This window comes from Methylomonas sp. DH-1, assembly GCF_046097555.1.
Classification (GTDB): Bacteria; Pseudomonadota; Gammaproteobacteria; order Methylococcales; family Methylomonadaceae; genus Methylomonas; species Methylomonas koyamae.
Genome location: NZ_CP143089.1, coordinates 4,665,623 through 4,689,462, shown reverse-complemented (window position 1 = coordinate 4,689,462; position 23,840 = coordinate 4,665,623). Strand labels below are relative to the sequence as shown.

24 protein-coding genes and 1 pseudogene are annotated in these 23,840 nt (G+C 58.7%); 17 read left to right on the top strand and 8 right to left on the bottom strand.

Annotation, left to right across the window (positions count from 1 at the left end; all coding sequences use genetic code 11):
* Nucleotides 1–311: 311 nt before the first annotated feature.
* The 5 genes and pseudogenes from VXJ35_RS21410 to VXJ35_RS21390 all read right to left on the bottom strand — a co-directional run bounded on the left by VXJ35_RS21410 (nucleotide 312) and on the right by VXJ35_RS21390 (nucleotide 4,310).
* Nucleotides 312–1,277: a FecR domain-containing protein gene (locus VXJ35_RS21410; RefSeq protein WP_064023112.1), complete on the bottom strand. Its 966-nt coding sequence runs from the start codon at nucleotides 1,275–1,277 to the stop codon at nucleotides 312–314.
* 6 nt (nucleotides 1,278–1,283) lie between these two features.
* Complete coding sequence (locus tag VXJ35_RS21405) at nucleotides 1,284–1,793, bottom strand: sigma-70 family RNA polymerase sigma factor (RefSeq protein ID WP_197495920.1); 510 nt, start codon at nucleotides 1,791–1,793, stop codon at nucleotides 1,284–1,286.
* Nucleotides 1,794–2,569: 776 nt separating this feature from the next.
* Nucleotides 2,570–3,232: a FecR family protein gene (locus VXJ35_RS21400; protein WP_231914929.1), complete on the bottom strand. Its 663-nt coding sequence runs from the start codon at nucleotides 3,230–3,232 to the stop codon at nucleotides 2,570–2,572.
* Nucleotides 3,233–3,568: 336 nt separating this feature from the next.
* Nucleotides 3,569–3,721, bottom strand: a pseudogene (locus VXJ35_RS21395) (FecR/PupR family sigma factor regulator); the annotation flags it as partial.
* 82 nt (nucleotides 3,722–3,803) lie between these two features.
* Nucleotides 3,804–4,310 carry an RNA polymerase sigma factor gene (locus VXJ35_RS21390; protein ID WP_064023110.1) on the bottom strand — a complete coding sequence of 169 codons (507 nt, stop codon included), beginning with the start codon at nucleotides 4,308–4,310 and terminating at the stop codon, nucleotides 3,804–3,806.
* 375 nt (nucleotides 4,311–4,685) lie between these two features.
* Here VXJ35_RS21390 and VXJ35_RS21385 point away from each other — a divergent pair, with 375 nt between their 5' ends.
* The 5 genes from VXJ35_RS21385 (at nucleotide 4,686) to VXJ35_RS21365 (ending at nucleotide 10,144) form a co-directional block, all read left to right on the top strand.
* On the top strand, nucleotides 4,686–5,207 hold the full coding sequence (locus VXJ35_RS21385) for an RNA polymerase sigma factor (protein ID WP_231914803.1): 522 nt from the start codon (nucleotides 4,686–4,688) through the stop codon (nucleotides 5,205–5,207).
* Between the two features lie 63 nt (nucleotides 5,208–5,270).
* A complete protein-coding gene (locus tag VXJ35_RS21380; RefSeq protein WP_064023109.1) occupies nucleotides 5,271–6,245 on the top strand; it encodes a FecR family protein in 975 nt (324 codons plus the stop codon).
* A 171-nt stretch (nucleotides 6,246–6,416) separates the two neighbouring features.
* Nucleotides 6,417–8,960, top strand: coding sequence for a TonB-dependent receptor (locus tag VXJ35_RS21375; RefSeq protein WP_064023108.1), 2,544 nt, complete (start codon nucleotides 6,417–6,419; stop codon nucleotides 8,958–8,960).
* Between the two features lie 228 nt (nucleotides 8,961–9,188).
* Nucleotides 9,189–9,431, top strand: coding sequence for a hypothetical protein (locus VXJ35_RS21370; RefSeq protein WP_157198257.1), 243 nt, complete (start codon nucleotides 9,189–9,191; stop codon nucleotides 9,429–9,431).
* Nucleotides 9,428–10,144, top strand: coding sequence for a VPLPA-CTERM sorting domain-containing protein (locus VXJ35_RS21365; RefSeq protein ID WP_064023107.1), 717 nt, complete (start codon nucleotides 9,428–9,430; stop codon nucleotides 10,142–10,144). Before VXJ35_RS21370 ends, VXJ35_RS21365 begins: the two co-directional genes overlap by 4 nt.
* A gap of 135 nt (nucleotides 10,145–10,279) precedes the next feature.
* Here VXJ35_RS21365 and VXJ35_RS21360 read toward each other — a convergent pair whose 3' ends face one another.
* Nucleotides 10,280–11,275, bottom strand: a complete 996-nt coding sequence (locus VXJ35_RS21360) for a Gfo/Idh/MocA family protein (protein ID WP_157198256.1) — start codon at nucleotides 11,273–11,275, stop codon at nucleotides 10,280–10,282.
* A 25-nt stretch (nucleotides 11,276–11,300) separates the two neighbouring features.
* Nucleotides 11,301–11,714: a GFA family protein gene (locus tag VXJ35_RS21355; protein ID WP_064023106.1), complete on the bottom strand. Its 414-nt coding sequence runs from the start codon at nucleotides 11,712–11,714 to the stop codon at nucleotides 11,301–11,303.
* A gap of 238 nt (nucleotides 11,715–11,952) precedes the next feature.
* Here VXJ35_RS21355 and VXJ35_RS21350 point away from each other — a divergent pair, with 238 nt between their 5' ends.
* The 9 genes from VXJ35_RS21350 (at nucleotide 11,953) to VXJ35_RS21310 (ending at nucleotide 21,340) form a co-directional block, all read left to right on the top strand.
* On the top strand, nucleotides 11,953–14,481 hold the full coding sequence (locus tag VXJ35_RS21350; RefSeq protein ID WP_064023105.1) for a TonB-dependent receptor: 2,529 nt from the start codon (nucleotides 11,953–11,955) through the stop codon (nucleotides 14,479–14,481).
* A 27-nt stretch (nucleotides 14,482–14,508) separates the two neighbouring features.
* Nucleotides 14,509–15,732: a hypothetical protein gene (locus VXJ35_RS21345; RefSeq protein WP_064023104.1), complete on the top strand. Its 1,224-nt coding sequence runs from the start codon at nucleotides 14,509–14,511 to the stop codon at nucleotides 15,730–15,732.
* Nucleotides 15,733–16,115: 383 nt separating this feature from the next.
* A complete protein-coding gene (locus VXJ35_RS21340) occupies nucleotides 16,116–17,318 on the top strand; it encodes an AAA family ATPase (RefSeq protein ID WP_064023103.1) in 1,203 nt (400 codons plus the stop codon).
* Entirely contained in the window at nucleotides 17,315–17,941 is a 627-nt protein-coding gene (locus VXJ35_RS21335; RefSeq protein ID WP_064023102.1) for a DUF4276 family protein, read from the top strand. Before VXJ35_RS21340 ends, VXJ35_RS21335 begins: the two co-directional genes overlap by 4 nt.
* A 208-nt stretch (nucleotides 17,942–18,149) precedes the next feature.
* Complete coding sequence (locus tag VXJ35_RS21330) at nucleotides 18,150–18,416, top strand: hypothetical protein (protein WP_064023101.1); 267 nt, start codon at nucleotides 18,150–18,152, stop codon at nucleotides 18,414–18,416.
* Nucleotides 18,417–18,418: 2 nt separating this feature from the next.
* Nucleotides 18,419–18,601 carry a hypothetical protein gene (locus VXJ35_RS21325; RefSeq protein WP_064023100.1) on the top strand — a complete coding sequence of 61 codons (183 nt, stop codon included), beginning with the start codon at nucleotides 18,419–18,421 and terminating at the stop codon, nucleotides 18,599–18,601.
* Nucleotides 18,602–18,898: 297 nt separating this feature from the next.
* Nucleotides 18,899–19,093: a hypothetical protein gene (locus VXJ35_RS21320; protein WP_054762819.1), complete on the top strand. Its 195-nt coding sequence runs from the start codon at nucleotides 18,899–18,901 to the stop codon at nucleotides 19,091–19,093.
* A 178-nt stretch (nucleotides 19,094–19,271) separates the two neighbouring features.
* Complete coding sequence (locus VXJ35_RS21315; RefSeq protein ID WP_082881033.1) at nucleotides 19,272–20,420, top strand: DUF1624 domain-containing protein; 1,149 nt, start codon at nucleotides 19,272–19,274, stop codon at nucleotides 20,418–20,420.
* Between the two features lie 86 nt (nucleotides 20,421–20,506).
* Nucleotides 20,507–21,340 (top strand): thymidylate synthase, encoded by an 834-nt coding sequence (locus VXJ35_RS21310; protein WP_064023099.1) that lies wholly within the window; start codon nucleotides 20,507–20,509, stop codon nucleotides 21,338–21,340.
* Between the two features lie 86 nt (nucleotides 21,341–21,426).
* Here VXJ35_RS21310 and smbP read toward each other — a convergent pair whose 3' ends face one another.
* Nucleotides 21,427–21,762: a small metal-binding protein SmbP gene (smbP, locus tag VXJ35_RS21305; protein ID WP_064023098.1), complete on the bottom strand. Its 336-nt coding sequence runs from the start codon at nucleotides 21,760–21,762 to the stop codon at nucleotides 21,427–21,429.
* 187 nt (nucleotides 21,763–21,949) lie between these two features.
* On the opposite strand from smbP, the gene nth reads away from it, so the two are divergent.
* From nth to VXJ35_RS21290, 3 genes are all read left to right on the top strand, one after another.
* Nucleotides 21,950–22,585, top strand: a complete 636-nt coding sequence (gene nth, locus VXJ35_RS21300; RefSeq protein WP_064023635.1) for an endonuclease III — start codon at nucleotides 21,950–21,952, stop codon at nucleotides 22,583–22,585.
* A gap of 104 nt (nucleotides 22,586–22,689) precedes the next feature.
* Entirely contained in the window at nucleotides 22,690–23,244 is a 555-nt protein-coding gene (locus VXJ35_RS21295) for a hypothetical protein (RefSeq protein ID WP_064023097.1), read from the top strand.
* Between the two features lie 30 nt (nucleotides 23,245–23,274).
* Entirely contained in the window at nucleotides 23,275–23,838 is a 564-nt protein-coding gene (locus VXJ35_RS21290) for a DedA family protein (RefSeq protein ID WP_064023096.1), read from the top strand.
* The last annotated feature ends 2 nt before the right edge of the window (nucleotides 23,839–23,840 follow it).

Sequence of the window (23,840 nt, the reverse complement as noted above, 5' to 3'; positions counted from 1 at the left end):
CAGCGTATTTTTGCTTGCCTTTTCAACGAAATGCTTTTGTGGAAGCGGCTTTAGGATATGGCTGGAAATAACTTCCCTGAACCGATTGTAGGGGCGATTTCAATCGCCACGAATCAAAATCGGCATCCAACGCAAACAGGGCGAATGAATTCGCCCCTACAGTTGAGGAATCTAAATCCAATTGCAGCGACACTGTCGCAACAATCCTGAGTTTCATATTCGTGTCGTCTAACCCATTTTGTAGGGGCGAATTCGCTACGCGCTCTTACGGGTCATTCGCCCGTTAAGCGACACCGCCAATCGCTCCCGATTCAACGCGGCAGGACTTTCATCCAATACGGCAGCGGGTGGCTCAACTTGACCGGCAAGGTGGCTTCGAGCGAGGCGAGGATGTGGTCGGTGTCTTGCAACGGGAAGGAGCCGACGATGCGCAAGCCGGCGATTTCCGGGGAACAGGTGATGTACCCTTTGCGGTAACGGCTCAGTTGCAGTAAAAATTCGCCGAGCGGCATGTCGTCGGCGATGATGACGCCCTGGGTCCAGGCCGGCCGGTCGAGCGGATTCGATTGGATAGTCTCGATGCGGTTCGCGCTGAAACCGGTCTGCTGGCCGGCGCGCAACACCTGCTTCGGTACCGAACCATGCGCCGGCTGTATTTCCACCGCATCGGCAAACACGGCGACGCGGCTGCGGCCTTGCCGTTGACTGACGCTGAAGCGCGTCCCCAACGCCCGCACCCGGCCATCCTCATTGTCGACGACAAACGGCCGCTGCCGGCCGGACTTGTCGGGCGCGGTCTCGATATAAATTTCCCCGGACAGCAATTGCAGCCGCCGCCAATCGGCGGAGAAGGCCAGGTTCAACGCGCTGCCGCTATCCAGAATCACCGTCGAGCCGTCGGGCAGAGCCAGAGTTTGGCTTTCGCCCGCCGCGGTCTGGTAATCCGCCGTGCATTCGTGCCAAATGCGGCTGCGCGAAACCTGCCAGCTCCCTAGCCCCACGACTCCCAGCAGTACCAGGTTTTTGATCGCGCGCCGGCGGTATAAATCGGGCGCGTCTAACGCGGCGTAGGCCGCTTTGGGCGGCAATGCCCTGAATTTGTCGGTGTAGAATTCGACCCGAGCCCAGGCGGCGCGGTGGTCCGGGTGTGCGTCCAGCCAGGCTTGCCACTTTGCGGTATCGTCTTGGCGAGCTTCGCCGGAGCCGAACAGCGCAAACCACTCGGCGGCCTGGGCCAGGATGCGCGGGGCGATGTCCGGATTATGCTTGTGACGCATGCGGCGTTAAAAACCGGCGAGTAGGCACTGCAACATGGCTTGCGCCATATATTTCCTGACCATGCGGTCGCTGACGCCGAGCCGCCGGCCGATTTCGGCGTAGGTGAGTCCGTCCAGTTGCGCCATCAGGAAGGCCTTGCGGACTTTCGCCGGCAATTGGCAAAGCAAGTCGTCGATTTCGCGTAGCGTTTCCAGAATGACGGCATTTTCTTCCGGCGACGGCGCCAGCCGTTCCGGATAGGCCGCCAGGCGCTCCAAGTAGGCCTGCTCGATGGTGGCGCGGCGCCAGTGGTTAATCAGCAGGCGCTTGGCTATCGTCACCAGATAGGCGCGCGGCTCGTGCAGGTTGGAGGTCTCGTTCGAGGCAATGACGCTCAGGAAGGTGTCGTGCGCATGGTCTTCCGCCTGCAGGCGGTCCTGCACCCGCTTTTCCAACCATTTCAGCAACCAGGGATGATGGTCTTGATAAAGCCGGGTCAAGTCCTGTGCGCCGTTGCCAATCATTTGTGTGGTCATCGATTAAACCTTAGCTTGCTTGGTAAGTGCCTTCATCCATAGCTTGTTGTGCTAAAGGGATTGGTTTTGCATGGAACGCTTGCTGTAGATGGGGCGATCAAAACAAAATATTCTTTGCTTGCAAACTCCATCGTTAAGCAAGAATTGGTCCTTTGCGTTAAGACGCTGATTTAAAGCCGGGCGTAGCGTGGAGTTTTTCAAAAAATAGCGACTTACGTTTCAGGGGCTCGCTACAAATAACTTCCGCTTATGGTTCCCATTTATGCCCTTGGGTACGCGGAGCACTCATCGTTTACACATCTTTTTTAACAACCGTCATTCCGGCAGGGATTCACATTGGGCTATTCTGCCCAATGCCCTTCGGGTTAATGCAAATCCGTTCCTGACGGATTTGTGCCGGAGCCGTAGACCCCAGGCTGCAAGGACAGCTTAGCGTTACCGTCCATGGCACTGGATGCCCGCGTCCTGCGGGCATGACGACACTTGTGTATAACGATAAGCGCGGAGCATGGGAGCGATTGGCTCGGAGTGCGGCAAATTATTTGAGACCAATTCCTTAGCACGATAAATGCGCTTCGTTGGCCGAGATGGCGAACAACCGCGAGGTGGCTTAAGCAAATTGTGTGATATGGCCTATCGATGGCAAAAAGTGCGTGATTTGACGGAATATCTAAAAGCGCGTCGGGGTTGCGCGGGTTCGAAGGTAGACCGGGCCTGTGCAGCAACTGGACGATTGCAATACGAGGCTGCCGTTGGCAAGTCGGCCGAATCCCGAATCAATACAGCAACACCAGGCCGCCCGGCATCTGCAAGGCTTTGGCCGGCAAGGTGGCCGTCAGTGCGGCCACCACCGCGTCCGGGGCGCCGTTGTTGAAGACGCCGTTGACGACCCTCTCCGCCAACTGTGGATTGACGGCGACGATGCGACCCTTGCGGTAGCGGTTGACCTCTTCCAACACCTGCGTCAACGGCTGGCGGTGGAACACAATCTGCTGGCGCCGCCAGGCCAGCGCGTCGTCGTTATCCAATTTCGTAACGGCTTGCAGCCGTCCTTGCCGGTATTCGGCCTGCTCGGCGGCATGCACCAGGGCCTTGGCTTGATCGGCGACGACTTCCACGGTGCCTTCGCTGACGACGACGCGCAGATCGTCGGCTTGCTTGCGAACGCTATAGGCGGTGCCGACCGCTCGTGCCGTCGCTTGGCCGCCGTCGACGACAAACGGCCGGTTCTTGTTCGGTGCCACTTCGAAATAGGCTTCGCCGCGCAGCAATTCGATCTTGCGCACATTGTCACTATAACGGACCGCCAACGCGGTATCGGTGTTCAAGGTCAGCCGGGAGCCGTCTTCCAAATCGATGCCGAGTTGCTGACCGGCGGAGGTGTGGTAATCGCTGCGCCAGTTTTCTAATTGAGCGGGTAAGCGCCAGCAGGCAACCATCAACAATAAGCTCAGGCAACCCAAAGAAAACCAACGCAGGTTTCGTCCGCCGGGTTGTGGCGTTTGTAAGATTCCTTCATCCAGCTCTCTCCCAATGGGGGCTGCCGTAAAAGTCAAAACAGAACCCTCTCCTTTTGGGAGAGGGCAGGGTGAGGGCGTATAAACCAATGTTTTACCTTGTTTACTCCCCCTCGGCCCAACCCCTCTCCCGCGAGGAGAGGGGCTTTCACAGCAGCCTCCAATGATGGAGGATGGTTCAGTTTTGGCTTCTTGCAGGCGCTGGTGAACGCGCTCCGCCGGGATTTGCAGCAGACTCCACAGCTTGCGGGTTTTTTCGTAGGCTTCGGCATGCTCGGGATGGGCGCGATACCACTCTTTAAAGCGGCGGCGCTCGTCGTCGCCGGCGTCGTCCGCTTGCAGGCGCGCAAACCAGGCGCTGGCCTGGTCGGAAACCGCTAGGGATGACGTTGACTGCTGCTTATCGGACATGATGAGGGGCGCGAAGCGATGGGCCGGGGTTGGCATGATGCCACGATTTCAAAATGGGGTTAAGTTGCATGATGCTGCCGGATTAAAAGAAATCGACACGGTCTTTCAATAGCTGCAAGGCCTTGTGCATATGGCTTTCCACCGTGCGCGCCGATATTCCCAGATCGGCGGCGATTTCGGAATAACGCTTGCCTTCCACCCGGCACAACAAGAATACCGTCCGGCACTGTGGCGGCAGTTCGTAGATGAGTTTTTCGAACAATTCCATTTGTTGTTGGCCCTCCAGCGCGCTATCCGGTTGCGGTTGGTGGCATGGGATGTCCTCGTCGACCAGGCCGCCGTCGCGTCGTTCTTGCCTGGCTCTACTGCGCAAATGGTCCAGGGCCAGATTGTCGGCGACGCGAAACACGAACGCCCGCTGATTGCTTATCTCGTTGGCGCCGGCATAGCCGGCGACGCGCAAATAGGTTTCCTGGGTCAAATCGGCGGCGCTATCGCTGCAGCCGACCTTGCGCGCCAGAAATTGGCGGATTTCCGATTGGTAGCGCAAAAAAGCGTCAAGTAATTGGGATTCGCCGACGGTTGGCATGTTGGCTGTAAGGGGTGCAGGGTAGCCAAAGGCAGCAAATTGCAGGCCATACCTATCGGCTCGGAGCCGGACCGCCCGGCGCGGGCTATCGCATTCGGCCGGAGCGATCCGGCTGCGGCACCGGAAATTGCGGTCTGGCCCGTGCCCGCCCTTAGCGAATTTCGGCGCGGCAGAGGCATATTCCCCAGCCGAAATTACCGATGCGTACGCCAAGCCACTGCGGCAAATGCCTCGCAAACTGCGGCATTTGCCGCAGTTCTGCCTGCTTAATGCGACTTGGGTTTCCGCGTAACCGGCGCCGGCGACCGTAAGCGGGAAATGGCACAAACTCTGCTACGCCGTTGGTTCGACCGATGCGGGGAGTGGCCGGTTTTAATGAGCATGTTTTTTTCCGAACAAGATATTTACCTGACTTTTCTGAATTCCCGCCCGCAAATCCAGCGGTTTCTGAATCAACGCCTGCATTGCCAGGAAACGGCAGCCGATTTGGTCCAGGACATTTACCTGCGGCTGATGCTGCTGAAACCGCCGCCGCGCAGCGAGACCGAGGTGCGGGCCTGGCTGTTTACCGTGGCCTCCAATTTGTCCATCGACCATGTGCGCCGGCAAAAACGCCGCGGCGAACTACTGGACCGCTACCTGGACCGGCCACACGAGGCCGACGACTCCGCCGCACCGGAACGGTTGATACAGGCCAGAGACCAGCTTGGCATCGTCCAGAGCGCGTTGGCGGAACTGCCCGACCAATGCGCCGAGATTTTATTTCTGAGCCGGGTCGAAGGCCTGAGCCATGCCCGGATTGCCGAGCAATTGGGCATTTCCTGCAGTTGGGTGGAGAAACAACTGGCCAGAGCGCTGCTGCACTGCCGCAAGGCTCTGGACCGGCCGGAGCATTAATATGGCACTGCGAGTGCGGCTTTGGTTATAGTGGTCGCCCGCCAACCGCTCAGCCTTACCCCGATGTCCGAAACGCCCGCACAACGTCGCGAACGCCTGCAGCAGGAAGCCGTGAACTGGCATTTGCGGCTGACCTCCGGTAGCGCCGAACCGGATGCGCTTGCGACTTGCGCGCAGTGGCGGCGGCAATCGCCCGACCACGAGCAGGCCTACCGCGACATCGAGCAATTGTGGCAGCAACTGCCGACGGCATTGCAGGCCGACCGCCAGCGCCGCCGGGCGCTACCCGCCCACCCGCAGCGCCGGGCCTGGTTGCGCCGCGGCCTGAGCCTGGCCGCGGCCGCTTCGCTAGTGTTGATGGTTGTGGCTGGGCTCTATCCCGACTACTGGCAACACCCCTGGGCCGATTACCGGGCGCAAATCGGCGAACGGATTTCGGTCGCCTTGGCCGACGGCAGCGTCGTCCACTTGAATACCGATACCGCGCTAGACGTTGCGTTGAACGCTAACGAGCGCCGCGTGGTACTGCTGCGCGGCGAGGCCGAATTCGACGTGGCCCACGATCCGACCCGGCCGTTCCGGGTCATTGCCGGTACGACCGCCACCGAAGCGCTCGGCACCCGTTTTGTGGTGCGCTACGACGGCAGTTCCGGTTCGGTCAGCCTGTTGCAGGGCAAGGTCCGCTCCAGCCGGCCGTCTGCGCAGGGCGCGCAAGCCGACAGCGCGGTGTTGGCGCCGGGCCAGCGCCTGCGCTTCGGCGCCGGCGGCTTAAGTGCACCGGAACCGGTCGATCCGTCAACCGTTTCCGCCTGGCGCCGCGGCCGGCTGATCGCCAATTTCATTACGCTGGGCGAGGCGGTCGCCGAAATCAACCGCTACCGGCGGGTGCCGATTCGGTTGCTGGACCCGGAGCTGGCGCAGCGGCCGGTCAACATCGCCGTCGACCTGGAGCATATCGACGACTGGCTGGCGGCGTTGCAACAAACTCTGCCGCTAACGGTGGTCAAAGCGGGGCCTTGGCTGTTTTTGCACCGATAGCCGACCGCACAACGCCTTATCCAAATTGGTCACGGGCGCCGTCCGCTTGCGGCATGCGCTCTGTCGTTCGAATAGCACGATAAGCCGCGACAATTTGCCGCAGATTTTCAGTACGGCTTTCCGTCGTGCCACGCGTATTAGCCTTGGAATCAACTAAACACCAAGGACAATATGAAACCTCTTCGTCTCCGCCGCAGCCGTAAACGCGCCGCCGCCACGTTATGCCTGGGCCTCAGCGCCGCGGCAGCGCTTCAACCCAGTCTGGCCGAGCCGGCAGCGGCCAATTCCGCCGCGGTTTACCGATTCGATATCGCCGCACAGCCGCTGTATGCGGCTTTGAGTCAACTGGCCGAGCAAACCGGAATCCAGTTCGTTTACTCGCCGGACCTGGTCAAGAGTTTGCAGGCGCCGGCGTTGTCCGGCAGCATGACCGCCGACCAAGCCTTACAAAAGTTATTGGCCGGTAGCGGATTAGCGCACAAGGCCGGCCAGGGCAATTCGGTAATTCTGGAAAAAACGGCGGTGAACGAGCCGCAATCCGCGCCCGGCTCGACGACGCTACCCAGCGTTACCGTGGTCGGTAAAGCGTCCGGCTTCGACGATAACGACCCGCGCAGCCGGGAGTACGCCGAGTCGCATAGCGCTGCCGCCACCAAGACCGATACGCCGATTTTCGATACCGCCGCCTCGATCCAGGTGGTGCCGCGCGCGGTGATGGAGGACCAGAAAAACACCCGGATCAAGGATGCGCTGGAAAACGTCAGCGGCGTCCGCGCCCAACCCACGCTGGGCATGGGCACCGGCTTCATCGTTCGCGGCTTTAAAGTGGACCACGTATTCCGCAACGGCCTGATTACGACCCAATCCAACGGCTTTAACAGCGAATTCGACATTGCCAATCTGGAAAGCGTCGAGATCTTGAAAGGGCCGTCGGCGATGCTGTACGGCCGCAGCGAACCGGGCGGCCTGATCAACGTCACCACCAAAAAACCGTCGGAAACGCCGTTTTATTCGTTGGAGCAGCAGTTCGGTTCCTACGACTACTACCGGACGCAATGGGACGCCACCGGCCCGCTGAATGGCGACAAAACCTTGTTGTACCGCTTCTCCGGTTCGTACCAGGACAACAATTCGTTCCGGGATTTGATCTTTACCGACAGGGTCAGCGTGTCGCCGAGCATCACCTGGAAACCCAGCGACGCGACCGACTTTACCTTGAATGTCGAAGGGTTAAAGCAGGATTACCAGGCCGATTTCGGCATTCCCGCCATCGGCAACCGCCCGGCCAATATTCCGATCGGCAACAGTTTCGGCGACACCAACGATCCGGTGGACCATTTGAGCAAGGTCCACTTGGGCACCGAGTTCAACCACCGCTTCAACCAAGATTGGGCGATCCATAACCGCTTCCTGATGAGCCGGGAAAACAACGAACAGGTGTTCGTCAACCCGTCGCCGGCCTTCGGTAACGCCCTGCTGGCCGACAACCGCACGCTGGGCCGCAATATTTTCTCGCAGGAAAACGAAGTCGAGGCCTATACCACCAATCTGGATCTGACCGGTAAATTCAAACTGTTGGGGATGCAACACGACGCCTTGGTCGGCTTCGACTACACCCAATCGCATACCATGTACCATACCCAGGGCGACTGGCAGAACCGCAATCCGGCGCTGGACATCGATATCTACAACCCGCGGGCCAGTTACGGCATCCCCTCGTCGGTATTCGATTCGACCTTGGCTACTTACGTGCAGCCCGGCCGCGAATACTCGATGTTCGTCACCGAATGGTACGGCGCCTATTTTCAAGACCACATCACCTTGTGGGACAAGCTGCATATCTACGGCGGCGGCCGTTACGACTGGGCCGAAGTCGGCCGTGGCCGCGGCACTACCGAAGCCGTCGCGGAAAATGCGCTGGAATATTCCAATCCGTCCGTCAAACGCAAGGACGAAGCCTTCAGCCCCAGGGTCGGCATTCTGTACCAACCCTGGCGCTGGCTCAGCGTTTACGGCAGTTGGAGCAATTCGTTCGGCGCCAATAACGGCGTCAGCGCCGCCGGCCAGGCCTTGGCGCCGGAAACCGGCGAACAATTCGAAGCCGGGGTCAAAACCCAGTTGTTCGACGACCGCTTGTTGGCAACGCTGGCGTATTACCATCTGACCAAGAACAACATCATGACCGCCGACCTGAGCACGCCGGACCCGACCGACAATGCCGCCATCGGCCAGGCGCGCAGCCAGGGTATAGAGCTCGACGTCAGCGGCCGCTTGAGCGACAACTTCAGCATCATCGGCAGCTACGCGTATACCGATGCCCGCATCACCAAAAATAACGACGGTTACGAAGGTACCCGGCTGCCCAACGTCGCTGAACATTCCGGCAGTTTATGGCTCCGATTCGACGCCAACGGTTACCAGGCCGCGGAGGGCTTCAGTATGGGCGTCGGCGGCGTGCTGGCCGGCAAGCGCGAAGGCAATTACGCCTATTACGGCAGCCCGTTCCAGTTGCCGGGTTACGTGCGGGTCGACGCATTTGCCGCCTACAAATGGAACGTGCATAAATTTCCGGTCACGGCCCAGTTCAACATCCGCAATTTGTTGGACAAAACCTATTACGAATCGACCGATCCGGACGCCAACGTCTCGCCGCGCAACGGTATTTATCCCGGCGCGCCATTGATGGCGATAGGCTCGATCAAGGTCGAGTTCTAAAACCGGCTCCGACCCGGCGGGCTGCGGCATGATACGCAACCCGCCTTCCTGTCTCCCGCCCGCAAACGGTTACGATGGGTCTTGGCAGAAAACGAGGGAAAGTTGTCATCGGTATCGGAGCGGCAGGGGGCTATCAATGCCCGAGCCGGTCGGTCCGCAAGCCGCCGGACAGAGGGCGTGATCCGTTACCCCGCGTTACGTCTGAACGTCTATTAGGCGTAGCGGTTTATGTTCGAATTCGGTTTGGCCGTTGTCCTCGATTCAGGCCCGAGGCTCATCCGCCAAATCACCCACCGATTGCGTGATTTCACGCAGTTTGATTGCCTGCGACCGGTTAAACCACGCGTTATCTCCGGTAATTTGCGTTGGCATGTTTCTTTCATCTCCAGCATCGCGCTCGCTCCCGACCGTGGCTACTACGCCGGGATCAGTGCATTTGTCATTCCCATTTCCTTACGAGGCTTCAAATGAAATTTATCGACGTTCGCGATAGTTGGCTCACCCCTGCGGTTCTGGTCGCTACAGCCTTGCTTTGCGCCCCGGCGCAGGCCAGTCTGACCAGCATCGGCAACGGCTTGATTTACGACGATGTGTCGGATGTAACCTGGATGGCAGACGGCTATGCCTTTAGCCTGGATATTGCCGGCAGCTCCGCCAATCCCGCTACGAATCCTTACACCGGACCGTTGCTCGGCAGTGTGGTCACGCCGCCGGTCGGCAGCGCGCACACCATCGATGCCAACGATCTCAGTTACCAGTCCGGTCTGGGCCGCTGGTTGGGTAGTTGGTGGGCGGCTTCGGCCTGGGCAGATAGCTTTTCTTACCAATACGGCAGCAGGACCGTTGCCGAGTGGCGCTTGCCGACCAGCGCCGAGGCGCAACATTTGATCGACGCGATCGGCGCCGGCCAATACGCGGCCACCGGCCCGTTCACTTGGGTTCCCCCGTTTTTTTGGACGGCTGATGTGACCAGTGCCACTCATGCCGATGTGGCTCGGCCCTTGTTCGGCACCATCGACAACTTCAGCTTGATGAACGGCAGCTTGCCCAGGTACAGCAACATTTGGGCGGTAGCGCCGGGCAACGTATCGTCGGTGCCGCTGCCGGCCGCAGTTTGGTTGTTCGGCAGCGCGTTGGCCGGATTGGGCATCTGCGGACGCCGTCGCGTTGAAGCTCAGGATTGAGCCGGTACTATTGCCACAGGCGTTTCGCCCCGGTTGAGCCCTTCGGCTAAGCGCGTGGCAGTCGTCTCAGCCCTGGCGGATTCGCTACGCGGCGGGCGAACGGTAGTTACGGGTCGGGTCCGTATCGTTACCGCTTCAGGCCAAATGTCCGGCGATAGCGTCCATCACCCATTGGGTTCTGGCCGCCGTTGCACCGGTGGACGGCGAGCGGCCCAGGCCGCGCAATTCGGCGACAATCGCTTCGATCAGGTGCAACTGGATGTTTTCCGGATTCGGCGGCAGCCATTGGCGGGTTCCGGTGCCGTTTTCCAGCACGATAGGGGTAAAGGCGAAGCTGGCAAACCGGATGGCGCCGGCGCTGCCCAGAATTTCGACGCGGTCGGCCCGGCCGGTTTCGGCGGCGGCGAAACACCAAAAACCGGAGCCGATGGCGCCATTGGCGAAGCGGAACGACGCGGCAACGGTATCTTCTGCCGGATAAAGCCCGCCGCGGTTAGCGCTATGGCCGCTAACGTCGATGATCGGCCCGAGCATGAAATCCAGCACGTCCAGCGTATGGCAGGCCAGATCGAAAAAGTAGCCGCCGCCGGCGATCTCGGGTTTGACCCGCCACGGTAGCCGGTCCGGATTGCGGTCGGCCGGACGCGGCGATTGCACCAGACTGATGTTGACGGCCAATACCGTGCCGATCGCGCCGGCATCGAGCAACTGTTTGATTTGCAAGAAATACGGCAACGCCCGCCGGTAGTACGCCACGAACAACGGTAATCCGGCTGCATCGGCAGCTTGGTTAATGGTCAGGCATTCGTTGTAGCGGCAGGCCATCGGCTTTTCCACGTAGACCGGCTTGCCGGCGGCCAAGGCCTGCAACGCATATTCGGCGTGACTGGAGGGCGGCGTCGCGATGTACACGGCATTGACTTCCGGGTCGGCAATCAGCTTCTCCGCATCGGCGTACCAGCGCGCTACGCCGCGGCGCGCCGCATAGTCCGCCGCTTTGGCCGGGTTGCGGCCCATTACCGCGATCAGGCGGGAATGGGCGATCTTGTTGAAGGCCGGAGCGCTTTTGCGTTCGGCGACCGCGCCGCAACCGATCATGCCCCAGCGGACTTGGTCGAGTGCGATTGCCATCGGTGCCGGACCTGGAGCGGAACGCTTACGCCGGGTATTCGGCGAAGCGGGGCAAATCGTCGCCGGCGCAAGACCAGGCGGCACGCGAGTCCCAGAAAATCCGCGCTTGCGGCTGGATCGGCGCCTCGTCGTCCAAGGTGCCGGCCGGCACCAATACCGCGTTCAATTCCGGTACCGAACGGGCCACGGCGCAGCCGCATTCGCTGCAAAACTGGCGGGCAAAGCGTTGGGCTTCCGGGACTTTGAACCGCTTCAATAGAGCTTCGCCCTGGCTGAAGCTCAAGCTGGCGTCGGTCAAGAACAGGTTGCTGGCATGGCCGCTGCCGGAGGCCTTGCGGCAGCGTTGGCAATGGCAGTGGTAGAAGCGTTGCGGTTGGCCGCGGACTTGAAACTTTACGGCGCCGCACAGGCAACTGCCGTTTAACGTGGTTTCGGACATGGAGCCTCCTCTAGTGTCGCCTGTCGCCGGCCGGAGCAAGCAATCCGGCCGGTTTCGGCGGGTGGTGGAAAGTGCCGCAGCATGCACCTGCGCCGTTAGCGCCGTCAAGCTTTGCCGCCGGCGGATGGCGCAGCCCGCCTAAAAAAATCGCCGGGCGTATTGAGGGAAACTTGTGCTGGCCCGTCTTCATTGCATCCTCAAGGTTTGAGGCAAATTCGTACCAATTCAGGAGATAGCAATGGCCAGCCGAAACAGCCGCAGCTTGCGCGGCGTATTCCGTCCTTTCCCGTTTATGTTGCGGACGCTGCCGCTGGCGGCGTTCGCACTAGCCGGCATGCCGCCGGCGTTTGCCGCCGAGCGGACACAGGCGTTCGACATCGCCCCGCAGCCGCTGGCAGCGGCGTTGAACGCGTTTGCCGACGCCAGCGGCATGGCGCTCAGTTATCCGGCTGAACTGGCGGCGGGCCTGCAATCGCCCGGCGTAAAAGGCCAGTTCACCGCGCAACAGGCGCTGCAACGCTTATTGTCCGGCTCCGGGTTGGCGCCGCGCACGACCGCCAACGGCACCATCACGCTGGAAAAGGCGCCGGCTGCGCCAGCCGAGGTTTCGACCCTGTCTGCGGTAACGGTGTCCGGTTCCCGCAGTTATGGCGCTAGCGACCCTTACAGCAAGGACTATGCGGTCGACAAGTCCTTCGCCGCAACCAAGACCAATACCCCGATTTTCGAAACGCCGACCTCGATTCAAGTGGTATCGCGGGCGGTAATGGACGACCAGAAAACCACCCGGATTAAAGATGCGCTGGAAAACGTCAGCGGCGTGCGCGCCAATCCTTCCCTCGGCGGCGGCACCGGTTTCATTATTCGCGGCTTCCGCAACGGCAACGTCTACCGCAACGGCCTGATGGCCAGCGAGGCCTTTTTTGGCGATTTCGACGCCGGCAATCTGGAAAACGTCGAAGTCATCAAAGGCCCGGCCCAGCTCTACGGCCGTACTGAGCCGGGCGGCATGATCAATCTGACCACCAAACGCGGCCTGGATAGCGCCTACTACTCGTTGGAACAGCAGTTCGGCAACTACGACCATTACCGGACCCAATGGGACGCCGGCGGTCCGCTGACGGCGGACAAATCGCTGGTCTACCGCTTCTCCGGCGCTTACCAGAGCAACGGCTCGTTTCGGGATTTCGTCTCGGTGGATCGAATGGTATTCAATCCCAGCATTATCTGGCGCCCCAGCGATGCCACCGACCTGACCCTGGACATCGAAGGCACCGATAAAACCGCGCCGGCCGACTTCGGCATTCCGGTAATCGGCAACCGGCCGGCGGCGATCCCGATCAGCCGCAACCTGGGCGATCCGAACACGCCGATGGGCGAGCAATCCGGCGTCAAAATAGGCACCGAAATCAACCACCGCTTCAATCAGGATTGGGCCATCCACAACCGCTTCCTGGCCAGTCTGGCCGAGGGCGGCACCACTTTCGTCAATCCGGGGCCGGCTTTTAACGCGGCGGCCGCGCTGAATCAGACCACCGGACTGATGCAGCGCAATATTTTCCGGCAAATCACCGAGCAGGAGCATTACGCCGCCAACCTGGATGTCACCGGTAAATTTCAAACCGGCGAGCTGAAACACGACTTGTTGGTCGGATTCGATTTTTACCGCACGTTCAACAAGTACGGTGGCGACGGCCGTTGGAAGAGCGCCAATCCGGCGTTGGCGATCAATATCTACGATCCTTACCCCAGTTACGGTATTCCGCAAGCGACGTTCGACAATGCCTTTGCTACGGTCGGCGACACTTTCGGCACGGCGGCGAACGGCGGCATCGGTAACCGCGCCTCGATTTACAACGGCTGGTACGGCGTGTATTTCCAGGACCAAATCACGTTGTGGGATAAGCTGCACGTCATGGGCGGCGGCCGTTATGACTGGACCGAGACCGGGCGCGGCAACGGTTTCGATTTTGCCACCGCCGAGAGCCAGGTCAATGCCTTCAAAAGGGAGGACCAGGGCTTCAGCCCCAAGGTCGGCATTGCCTACGAATTGTTCGACGAGTTGAATCTGTACGGCAACTGGACTACTTCGTTCGGGGCCAATAACGCACCAAGCGCCGACGGCAGAACCTTCGATCCGCAGATCGGCGAACAATTCGAAGCCGGCATCAAGACCCGCTTGTTCGACCAACGGTTATTGGTAACTTTGGCCTACTACCACCTGGAAAAGGATAATATTTTGGTCAACGATTTAAGCACGCCGGACCCGTTCGATAAAATCGCCAATCTACAGCGCAGCCAGGGTATCGAGCTGGATATGACCGGTTACTTGAGCAACAACTTCAGCCTGATCGGCAGCTATGCCTTTACCGATGCCAGGGTGCTGAAGGATTACAGCGGCGCTACCCGCGGCAACCGTTTAAACAACGTGCCGGAACATTCCGGCAGTTTGTGGTTGCGCTACGACGCCAACGGCTATGCAGCCAAGGACGGCTTCAGTGCCGGCCTCGGCGGGGTTGCCGCTGGGCAGCGCGAAGGCGACAATGCCAATAGCTTCCAGATGCCGGGCTACGTGCGGATGGATGCATTCTTGGCGTATAAACACAAAATCGGCGGTTCCAGGATTACCGCCCAATTCAACATTCGCAATTTGCTGGATAAGGAATATTACGAATCCACTGATCCCGATTCCAACGTCGCGCCGGCGCTGGGGGTTTATCCGGGGGCGCCGCTGACCGCCGTCGGCTCGATTCGGGTGGAGTACTGATCCGGCAGCGATGCAGAGGTAATCGACATGAACATATTTTCGCGGGCCGCAACGGCCGGATTCGCAGTCTCGGTTTTGCTGGCGGTTGCCAGCTCCGCCGCCTTCGCCGACCGGCCGCTGAAATGGCGGGAACTGGCAGTGCCGGCCGCCGACAATAGCCAGCAACACCATTTGGAAAAAACCGCGGCGGGCGAGCTGATCCTGAGTTGGGTGGAAACCGACGGCAATGCCAGCACCGCCAAATTTGCCGTGCTGGAAAAAACGGGCTGGAGCCTGCCGTTAACGGTAATCCGCGAGCAAGGCAAACTGGCCGATCCGCCCGTCGTGCTGGGCTTGAGCGACGGCAGCCTGGCCGCTGCCTGGATGCCGTATCCGACGGACTCGACGGACCGTTATGCTTCCGATATTTTTCTGGCGCGCTCTATCGACGGCGGCCTGAGCTGGAGCGCGCCGCTGAAACCTTACGGCGCGGCAGCGCGGGTCTACGACGCGCAAATGTCGCTGGCGGCGCTGCCGGGCGGGCGCTTGGCATTGGTCTGGACCGACATGCGTTTAGCCAGCCACGATCCGGCCGCCGATCCGAAAACCAACCGCTACCAGTTGGTGTCGGCCGTGATCGATAGGGATTGGCGGGCGAATCCCGAGCAAATTCTGGACAACGACGTTTGTTCCTGCTGCCGCAGCTACACTGCGGCGCTCGGCGAACGCTTGCTGACGGTTTACCGCGACCATGCCGCCGGCGAAATCCGCGACATTAGTGCGGTGCGCTGGCAGCCGGTTAGCGCAACGCCGCAAATCGGCAGCGTCCACGCCGACGGCTGGGTGATAGGCGGTTGCCCTAGCAACGGGCCGTCAGTCGATCTGGCACCGGCCAATGCCGTGGTGGCTTGGTTCAGCGCCGCCGACGGCAAGGGCCGGGTCAAGGCGGCGTTCTCGCACGACGGCGGAGAAACGTTCCTGGCACCGGTCGAGCTGGATGCCGACGCCAGCGGTTACGCCAATGCCACGTTGCTGGACGACGGTTCGGCACTGGTCAGTTGGCGCGGCCGGCAGGGGCCGGACGACGAATTGCGCGTGGCCAAGCTCGGCGAGGACGGTAAAATCAGCCGCCGCACCACGCTGTATCGCGGCGGATTCCCGAAATGGCCTAGCAAGTATCTGGCGACGCAAGTGATCGGCAACCAAGCCTACGTGGCCTGGACCGATCCGGCCCTGAAGCGGGTAAGGCTGGCCGTGGTCGAATTGAATTGATGCGGCTGTACCGGTGAGGAGCCCGAAAGCCGGCTTAGCGAAACGCTGCAGTGGGGCCGGCTTGGGTTAAGTCGGTATCGCGGCGGGTCGATCTGCCGATAAAGTCAAATTTTGCCGCGGGCGGCTGCGCGTTGGGTCTGGCCGTTTCCGGAACGCCTTTTGCTGCAATCGCCGCTAACTTCGGTAACATGGGCACAGCAAGTTGAGCTCCGGCTTGAATAACCGGAAAAGGATGCGCTTTGACGAGTCGTTCAAAAGCATAAGCCCGGTTATTTCGATATATCCGTCGGGTCTCCTCGGCCCGTGGCCAACTCAAGGTTCTGGGTTGAAGGTAGGCGAATCCAGCAAGTTACCTGTATCAAAACATAGAGAAGTTAGAGCCCATGGCCCATGCCCATATCACTCGCGTCGTATTACGGAACTACAAAAGCATCGGTTATTGCAACGTAAAATTGGACCAGCTCACCTATTTGGTCGGGGCAAACGGTTCCGGTAAAAGCAATTTCCTCGACGCCTTGCACTTGGTGCGAGATGCCTTAACCAGTTCGCTGGACAATGCCTTAAACGAACGTGGCGGCCTGTCGGAAGTGCGCAGATATTCCAGTGGCCATCCAAACCATTTCGGCATTCGTCTGGAATTCTCGCTTGCTAACGGGCAAAGAGGGCATTATGCATTCAATGTTGGCGCGCTTTCCGGCCAAGGCTACAAAGTGCAGACCGAGGAATGCGTATTGGAAGGTATCGGTAGAGGCCCGTTTTTCCAGATCGATAAAGGCAAACTGCGCAACACTAGCGAGTCGACGTTCCCCTCTGTGACCTCCGACCGTTTGGCCTTGGTCGCCGCTTCCGGCATGACCGAATTTCGTCCGGTTTTCGATCTGCTCTCCACCATGGGATTTTACAATTTGAATCCCAAGTTAATGCGCGAACTGCAAAAACCGCAAGAGGGCAGGTTATTAAAGCCGGTCGGAGAAAACATCGCCAGTGTCATAGGCCATTTAGAAAGAGTTTCGCCGGAACGCATGACCATCATCCAGGACTATTTGCAAACCGTCGTACCTATGGTTCATGGCGTGGAGCGTAAGTCCATTGGCCCGATGGAGACTTTGGAATTTCGGCAGGACATGGCCGGCGCTAAGCACCCCTGGCGCTTTCTGGCACAAAACATGTCGGACGGCACGTTAAGGGCACTGGGAATATTGGCTGCGCTATTTCAGGGTAACCGGGATTACGCCCCCACCTTGATCGGTATCGAAGAGCCGGAGACGGCTTTGCATCCGGCGGCAAGTTCGGCTTTGCGCGAAGCGCTGAATCGGGCGTCGCAAGAAACTCAAATCATCGTCACTAGCCATAGTCCGGACCTGCTCGACGATTTGCAGTTAAGCGCCGATTCATTATTGTCGGTGGTTTCCGAAAAAGGCGAAACCCGGATCGGCCCTATCGACGAAGCGTCTCGGCAAGCGATCCGAGACTCGCTGTTCTCTGCCGGCGAATTGCTGCGCCTCAATCAATTGGTTCCCGACCGCAAACAACTGGAATTGGAAGAACAAAAGCAAACCGATTTATTTGGAGATAGTCGGCCGTGATCAATGTAACCGCGATAGTGGAAGGCGATGGCGAAGTCATTGCTTTACCCATTCTGTTACGGCGACTCAACCAGTGGTTAACCCCGGACATACACGTCGATGTGGGGTATCCGATTCGAGTTCGTCGCGACCGCTTTTTAAACAGAGAGGACGAATTTCGCCGCCACTTAAGTCTTGCCGCTAACAAATGCGGCGACGAGGGCTGGATATTGATTCTGTTCGATGCGGACGATGACTGCCCCGTAGAACTGGGCCAAGAGATTTTGCGGCGCGCCGAAAGTATCGTCCCGCACCGGAAAATTTCCGTGGTGTTAGCAAACAGAGAGTACGAGGCCTGGTTTATCGCCGCCGCCGAATCGCTACAGGGACATCGAGGCTTTACTTATGACCCGGCAAAGCTTGTCGATCCCGAACAACCGCGCGATGCCAAAGGCTGGATCAAGGCTTGCGTGGCCAACCGTTCGTATGGCGAAACCACCGATCAACCGGCGTTTTCCGCGCAAATAAACTTGCAGCTAGCATTTGACCGTAGTCGCTCGTTCAGAAAGCTTTGCAGCGAATGGCGTAAACGGTCATTGGCCGCTGGGCCTAATTCCATCCCGGTTAGGGACGATTCGGTATAGCGGTTATAGCCGGCTGTCGATCGACCGATGTTGCGCCTGGTAAATCGGTTGAACCGCTATCTATTGCGAAACAGTCCGTTGTCATCGTGGCGAGAATGAGTTTGGCGCTGCGATTCTCGTTTGGCCGCGAAGTGAGCCGCGCTAAGCCGATATTAAGCTGAATGGAGAACAATCTGCTGCAACTGAAACAGTCCGCAAAGGAGGATATATGTTCAGGTTGTTAGCCATCGCTTTGTTTTGTTTGTCATTTTCCGGTGTGGCCGCCGCGCACGGAGATTGGGGGCATGGCCGCCACCACGGCCACCATCACCAGCATTACCGGCACCACCACGGGCCTTACCGCCCGGCGTATCTGCCGCCGAGATGGGGTTACCAACGCGTGCCGCCGCGTTACCATGCGTTGCCGCCGCCGCGCGATTACCGGCACGACCGTCACGCGCCTTACCCCGACTACGATTACCGGCGCGGTTGGTAGCCATGAAACGGATTATGCGTACTTGGGGGTTGTTGGCCGGTTTGCTCTGGCTTTCGGGATGCGTGGCCTACGTACCCTACGGCCATCGCCCGGCCGGGTATTATGCACCTCACGGCGGTTACGGCTACGATGCCGGTCCGCGCCACGGCGGCGGTTGGCATCATCGCCATCGCCACCACCGCTGATAGCTGTCGTCTGTTGGCGCCGCACTGTGTCGAATAATTTGACGACATAAGCCACCCGGATCGCGCGCCCGGAAGCCGGCTTGGTATACAAGCCCTTGGCGCCGCAAAGGCTAGGCGGCGTAACCAAAGCGGCGACTTGCCGGCTGGCCGTGTCGCGTTTTTTGACACTTGCCGGTCCACGAAGCTAACGTCGGTTCGTTCGGATAGCCGTCGGCATTGATTTTGAAACGGTTTTGTGCGTAGGTTCGCTTTATGCTGGTATTTTGACGACAAAAAATCACTATACCGGGGGCGATTATGAACACCTATCACCATAATCCGAAAGTCGCGGATTTTGCCCAGGTCGCTGTCATTCAAGCCAAAGCCATTAACGGACGTAAGGTTTACGCGTATTTGGCTTCTTTTGCCGATGTTGCGGTCGGCTTGACCATTCTGGTCTCGATATGCTGCTCTAGCCTGTTGTTGCTGTGTACCAGCTTGGGCGTGATTTGAGCGCCGATTTTCGGCTAAACCAGGCTTTCCGGCGCTTAGGTTCCGGCGGTATCCGGCGCGGCCAACCTCGGTTTGCGACTGGTTGCCCGGCCTAGCCGGGTTGTTCGATAGGCGTTGTTTGACTTGCGCCGCTGAGCCGCTAAGCTAAGCCCTTTTAGTTGGGTTCAGCCGCATTTCTATGAGTCAACGTATCGCTTGCTTGGACAATTTGCGCGGATTGGTCATGATGTTGATGACGCTGGACCATACCCGCGATTATTTCAGTATTTCCCATTTCGATCCTACCGATTTGCAGAAAACCACCGCAGCGCTGTTCCTGACTCGCTGGATTACGCATTTCTGCGCGGCCGTGTTCGTGTTTCTGGCCGGCACCAGCGCTTATTTGTGGGCGGCTAAGCGCGGTACGGACGCCCCGGTTAGCGGTTTTCTCGCCAAGCGCGGTTTGCTGTTGCTGGTATTGGTTTGTACGGTAGAAGCCTGGGCCTGGAATTTTCGCGCCGATTTGCGCCACATCGACGGCGGCGTGTTGTGGGCGCTCGGCTGGTCGATGATCGTGTTGGCTGCGCTGGTTAAATTGCCGTTGGGTTGGGTCGTCGCGATCGGCGGATCGATGGTTGTTGGGCACAATTTGTTCGATGGGCTTAAACCTACCGACTTGGGTTGGTTCGGACCGTGGTGGTCGGTGCTGCATACCGGGGACGACATCGATTTGGGCGCAGGCTGGCAATTGAACCCATATTACCCGCTGATTCCCTGGGTCGGCGTGATGGCCTTGGGTTACGGCTTCGGCCATTTGTTGACCGTGGAGCAATGGCGAAATCCTCGGCGGCTGATGCTACTGGGCTGTAGCTTGCTTGCCGGGTTTGTCGCGTTGCGTTACAGCAATCTGTACGGCGATCCGCAACCGTGGCAAGCCTACCCAGACCCGTCGTTCACGCTGCTGTCGTTTCTAAACTGCCACAAATATCCGCCGTCACTGTTGTATTTGCTGATGACGTTGGGGCCGGCGCTGGTGTTTTTGGCGCTTGCGGCCCGGCCGTTGCCGGTACTGCAAGTATTCGGCAGGACTCCGCTGTTCTATTATCTGATTCATCTATACACGATCCACGGCCTGGCGGTACTGGTGGCGCTGATCAACGGCGGTCCGGTGGCGGTAGTGATGGGCGGAGGGATATGGCAGAAAGATTGGCCGGCCGATTACGGTTTTGGCTTGGTCGGCGTTTACGGCTTTTGGTTGCTGGTATTACTGATGCTGTATCCGGTGTGCCGCTGGTTCGAAGCGTTTAAAGCGGCGCGGCCGCAGTGGCGTTGGCTGCAATATTTGTAGCCAAGCGCTGCCGGTAAATGCAGAACCGTTTCCGCCCGGTAGCCGTTCCCCGATATACTGCTGCTATTTTTTCGATTTAACCCGCTATGCAACCCTACTTAGATCTTCTGGCCGACATCATGGCCAACGGCGTCGACAAAAACGACCGTACCGGCACCGGGACGCGCTCGGTATTCGGCCGGCAAATCCGTTATAACCTGGCAGACGGTTTCCCGTTGTTAACCACCAAAAAACTGCATTTCAAATCGATAGCCTACGAGTTGTTATGGTTTCTGCGCGGCGACACCAATATCAAATACTTGAACGACCATGGCGTCACGATCTGGGACGAGTGGGCGACCCCGGACGGCGAGCTCGGTCCGGTCTACGGCGCGCAATGGCGCAATTGGTTGGGGCCGGATGGCACCTGCTACGACCAGATCGAGATTCTGGTCGACGGCTTGAAGCGTAAACCCGACTCGCGGCGGCACGTGGTCAGTGCCTGGAACGTGGGCTTTCTGCCGGACGAAACGATAGGGCCGCGCGAAAATGCGGCGGCCGGCAGGATGGCGTTGCCGCCGTGCCATGTGCTTTACCAGTTTTACGTCGCCAATGGCAAATTGTCTTGCATGATGACTCAGCGCAGTGCCGATTGTTTTTTGGGTGTGCCGTATAACCAGGCCAGCGTGGCGTTATTGACGCATATGCTGGCCCAGCAATGCGGCTTCGAACCGGGCGATCTGATCATGTCGTTCGGCGACGTCCACGTCTACCGCAACCATTTTGCCCAAGTAGAATTGCAATTGGGCCGCCAGCCTTTGCCGCTGCCGCAGTTGCAGTTCGGGCGCCGGCCGGATTCGATTTTCGATTACCGGTTTAGCGATTTCGAATTGCTGAGTTACCAGGCGCACCCGCATATTGCCGGGGCCGTGTCGGTATGATGGATTGCGGGTAGAAGCGCATTGGCTGCGCCTCTACCCGATGGCCTCAACTGGCCTTTGGGAGCTTATAGCGGGCGTTTTGCGGATTATTTGTTGCCGGCTTTGATATGTTCGACGGCTTCCTCGGCGGCTTTGGTCGCAACGTCGGCATGGCCCATTTTGCCGTGCTCGACCGCGCTTTCCAGAGATTTGACGCCGGCCTCCATGTGGGTTTTGGCTTCGCCTTTGGCGACTTCGGCGCCTTTTTTGGCATGGGGCAGAGCGGCTTCGGCGTGTTCTACCAATACCGAGGAATGCCCGGCTTTGCCGTGGGTCACGGCCTGGTTGGCGTGTTCCAGCGCGGTTGCGGCATGTTCTTCGGCAAATACGCCGCTGCTGGCAAACAATAGTGCGCTGACGGTAATCGCTGTTAATGTTTTCATAAATCCCCCGATTTTTGTTGTGTGTTGAGTTGCCCCCTTGCGGTGGCTAGTTAAAGACTTGAGGCGCGAGGAATGGTTCCATTAAATTTAGCTGCCACAGTTGATGCATGCATTGCCAGCCTAGCCGGATCGGCTTGCCGAAGTTCGAATGGCCTGGAACACTTCAACCCGATTTTGCCAAACCGATATGAATAGTGAAAAACGCCTGACGATTTTTCAACGCCTAGCCGAGGCCACGCCGAATCCGACCACCGAATTGAATTACAGCACGCCGTTCGAATTACTGGTGGCAGTGGTGTTGTCGGCGCAAGCGACCGACAAGGGCGTCAACAAAGCGACCGCCAAATTGTTTCCGGTCGCCAATACGCCGCAGGCGATTTTGGCTTTGGGCGAAGACGGTTTGAAACAGCACATCAAGACCATCGGTTTATTTAATAGCAAGGCGGCAAATGTCATAAAACTTTGCCAGACTCTGCTGGAAAAGCACCGGGGCGAGGTCCCGCGCGATCGGAACGCGTTGGAAGCCCTGGCCGGCGTCGGCCGCAAAACGGCCAACGTGATTTTGAACACCGCATTCGGCCAGCCGACCATCGCGGTCGATACCCATATTTTCCGGGTCGCCAACCGCACCGGCCTGGCGCCGGGAAAAAACGTGCTGGAGGTGGAGAAGAAACTGGAAAAGACGGTGCCCAAGCCCTATAAAAAAGATGCGCACCACTTACTGATCCTGCACGGCCGATACATCTGTATCGCCCGAAAGCCGCGCTGCGGGGCTTGTTGTATCGCGGACCTGTGCGAATTTAAGGACAAGAATCCAGTCTGAATATGCAATAATCAGGACCGAAGCAGCAGGACGTTTGCCATTCGTAATGCGGCCGGAAACGGGCCGGATAACATAATTACAAAAACGCACGAGAGGATATCTACATGAAAAAATTCAATAAATCTCCGTTGGCCGTTGCAATGGGCGGTGCCCTTTTGTCCGGAATCGCTGCGAACGCGCAAGCCGAGTCCAATCCGTTTGCGTTGTCGGAACTGTCCGGCGGCTATATGCAGGTCGCTACTTCGCACGCCGAGCATTCCAACGGCAAAATCAGCCAAGGTGCCTGCGGCTCCAATGCGATGGACAGCAACGGTAAAAAATTGGCTGGCGGCGCCAAGAAAGCCGACGCGAAGAAGGCAGAGGGTTCCTGCGGCGAAGGCATGTGCGGTGGCATGATGAGCGGCGGCAAGATGAAGCCGGGCATGGAAAACATGTGCGGTGCGATGATGAAAGGCAAGGAAGGCGCCTGCGGCATGGGCATGATGGGCGGCATGGACCATGGTAATGCCGACAAGCCGAAACAAAGTGAGGAAGGAAGTTGCGGCGCGATGATGAATCCGGATAAAAAAGCCGGCGAGCATAGCTGCGGTGCCATGATGAAAGGCGGCGAAGGCAGTTGCGGCAGCAAAGTGGATGCCGACAAAGCGGCCGGCCATTAATTCTCCGACCTGACGGTAAGAATCGACGTTATGGATTTTCAGGATATACAACAGCTGGTTATCGATTACGGTTATCTGGCCTTATTCATCGGTACCTATCTGGAAGGCGAAACCATTCTGGTGATTGCCGGCTTTTTGGCGCATAGCGGCTATTTGGCGCTGGAATGGGTCATGTTGACAGCGTTCCTCGGCACCTTTGCCGGCGACCAGACCTTCTTTTATCTGGGACGCTGGAAGGGTATCTCGTTTTTGGAGAAGAGGCCGCTTTGGCATAGTAAAACCGACAAAGTGTTCGATCTGCTGCACAAACACCAGATACCGGTGATTCTCGGTTTCCGTTTTCTGTACGGCGTACGCAACGTGACGCCGTTCGTGATCGGCGCCAGCAAGATTCATCCGCTGAAGTTTTTTGCCTTGAATTTTCTGGGGGCGGCGATTTGGGCCATCGCTGTCGGTTACTTGGGCTATACCTTCGGCCAATTTGCCGAATCCATCATGGGCCAAGTCAAAAAATACGAAATGTATATTCTGGGCGTGTTGGTGGCGATAGGTCTGGCCTTGTTTTGGCGTTCGACGCATAAACCGGAAGAGTAATC

Excerpts from the sequence above, each read along its gene's own strand:
- VXJ35_RS21320 (WP_054762819.1), top strand. The coding sequence starts at position 18,899 with ATGAACACCTATCACCATAATCCGAAAGTCGCGGATTTTGCCCAGGTC.
- VXJ35_RS21345 (WP_064023104.1), top strand. The coding sequence starts at position 14,509 with ATGAACATATTTTCGCGGGCCGCAACGGCCGGATTCGCAGTCTCGGTT.
- VXJ35_RS21385 (WP_231914803.1), top strand. The coding sequence starts at position 4,686 with ATGAGCATGTTTTTTTCCGAACAAGATATTTACCTGACTTTTCTGAAT.
- VXJ35_RS21380 (WP_064023109.1), top strand. The coding sequence starts at position 5,271 with ATGTCCGAAACGCCCGCACAACGTCGCGAACGCCTGCAGCAGGAAGCC.
- VXJ35_RS21295 (WP_064023097.1), top strand. The coding sequence starts at position 22,690 with ATGAAAAAATTCAATAAATCTCCGTTGGCCGTTGCAATGGGCGGTGCC.
- VXJ35_RS21315 (WP_082881033.1), top strand. The coding sequence starts at position 19,272 with ATGAGTCAACGTATCGCTTGCTTGGACAATTTGCGCGGATTGGTCATG.
- VXJ35_RS21365 (WP_064023107.1), top strand. The coding sequence starts at position 9,428 with ATGAAATTTATCGACGTTCGCGATAGTTGGCTCACCCCTGCGGTTCTG.
- VXJ35_RS21400 (WP_231914929.1), bottom strand. The coding sequence starts at position 3,232 with ATGGTTGCCTGCTGGCGCTTACCCGCTCAATTAGAAAACTGGCGCAGC.
- VXJ35_RS21355 (WP_064023106.1), bottom strand. The coding sequence starts at position 11,714 with ATGTCCGAAACCACGTTAAACGGCAGTTGCCTGTGCGGCGCCGTAAAG.
- VXJ35_RS21390 (WP_064023110.1), bottom strand. The coding sequence starts at position 4,310 with ATGCCAACCGTCGGCGAATCCCAATTACTTGACGCTTTTTTGCGCTAC.
- VXJ35_RS21370 (WP_157198257.1), top strand. The coding sequence starts at position 9,189 with ATGTTCGAATTCGGTTTGGCCGTTGTCCTCGATTCAGGCCCGAGGCTC.
- VXJ35_RS21410 (WP_064023112.1), bottom strand. The coding sequence starts at position 1,277 with ATGCGTCACAAGCATAATCCGGACATCGCCCCGCGCATCCTGGCCCAG.
- VXJ35_RS21350 (WP_064023105.1), top strand. The coding sequence starts at position 11,953 with ATGGCCAGCCGAAACAGCCGCAGCTTGCGCGGCGTATTCCGTCCTTTC.
- VXJ35_RS21290 (WP_064023096.1), top strand. The coding sequence starts at position 23,275 with ATGGATTTTCAGGATATACAACAGCTGGTTATCGATTACGGTTATCTG.
- VXJ35_RS21325 (WP_064023100.1), top strand. The coding sequence starts at position 18,419 with ATGAAACGGATTATGCGTACTTGGGGGTTGTTGGCCGGTTTGCTCTGG.
- VXJ35_RS21360 (WP_157198256.1), bottom strand. The coding sequence starts at position 11,275 with ATGGCAATCGCACTCGACCAAGTCCGCTGGGGCATGATCGGTTGCGGC.
- VXJ35_RS21340 (WP_064023103.1), top strand. The coding sequence starts at position 16,116 with ATGGCCCATGCCCATATCACTCGCGTCGTATTACGGAACTACAAAAGC.
- VXJ35_RS21405 (WP_197495920.1), bottom strand. The coding sequence starts at position 1,793 with ATGACCACACAAATGATTGGCAACGGCGCACAGGACTTGACCCGGCTT.
- nth (WP_064023635.1), top strand. The coding sequence starts at position 21,950 with ATGAATAGTGAAAAACGCCTGACGATTTTTCAACGCCTAGCCGAGGCC.
- VXJ35_RS21330 (WP_064023101.1), top strand. The coding sequence starts at position 18,150 with ATGTTCAGGTTGTTAGCCATCGCTTTGTTTTGTTTGTCATTTTCCGGT.
- smbP (WP_064023098.1), bottom strand. The coding sequence starts at position 21,762 with ATGAAAACATTAACAGCGATTACCGTCAGCGCACTATTGTTTGCCAGC.
- VXJ35_RS21310 (WP_064023099.1), top strand. The coding sequence starts at position 20,507 with ATGCAACCCTACTTAGATCTTCTGGCCGACATCATGGCCAACGGCGTC.
- VXJ35_RS21375 (WP_064023108.1), top strand. The coding sequence starts at position 6,417 with ATGAAACCTCTTCGTCTCCGCCGCAGCCGTAAACGCGCCGCCGCCACG.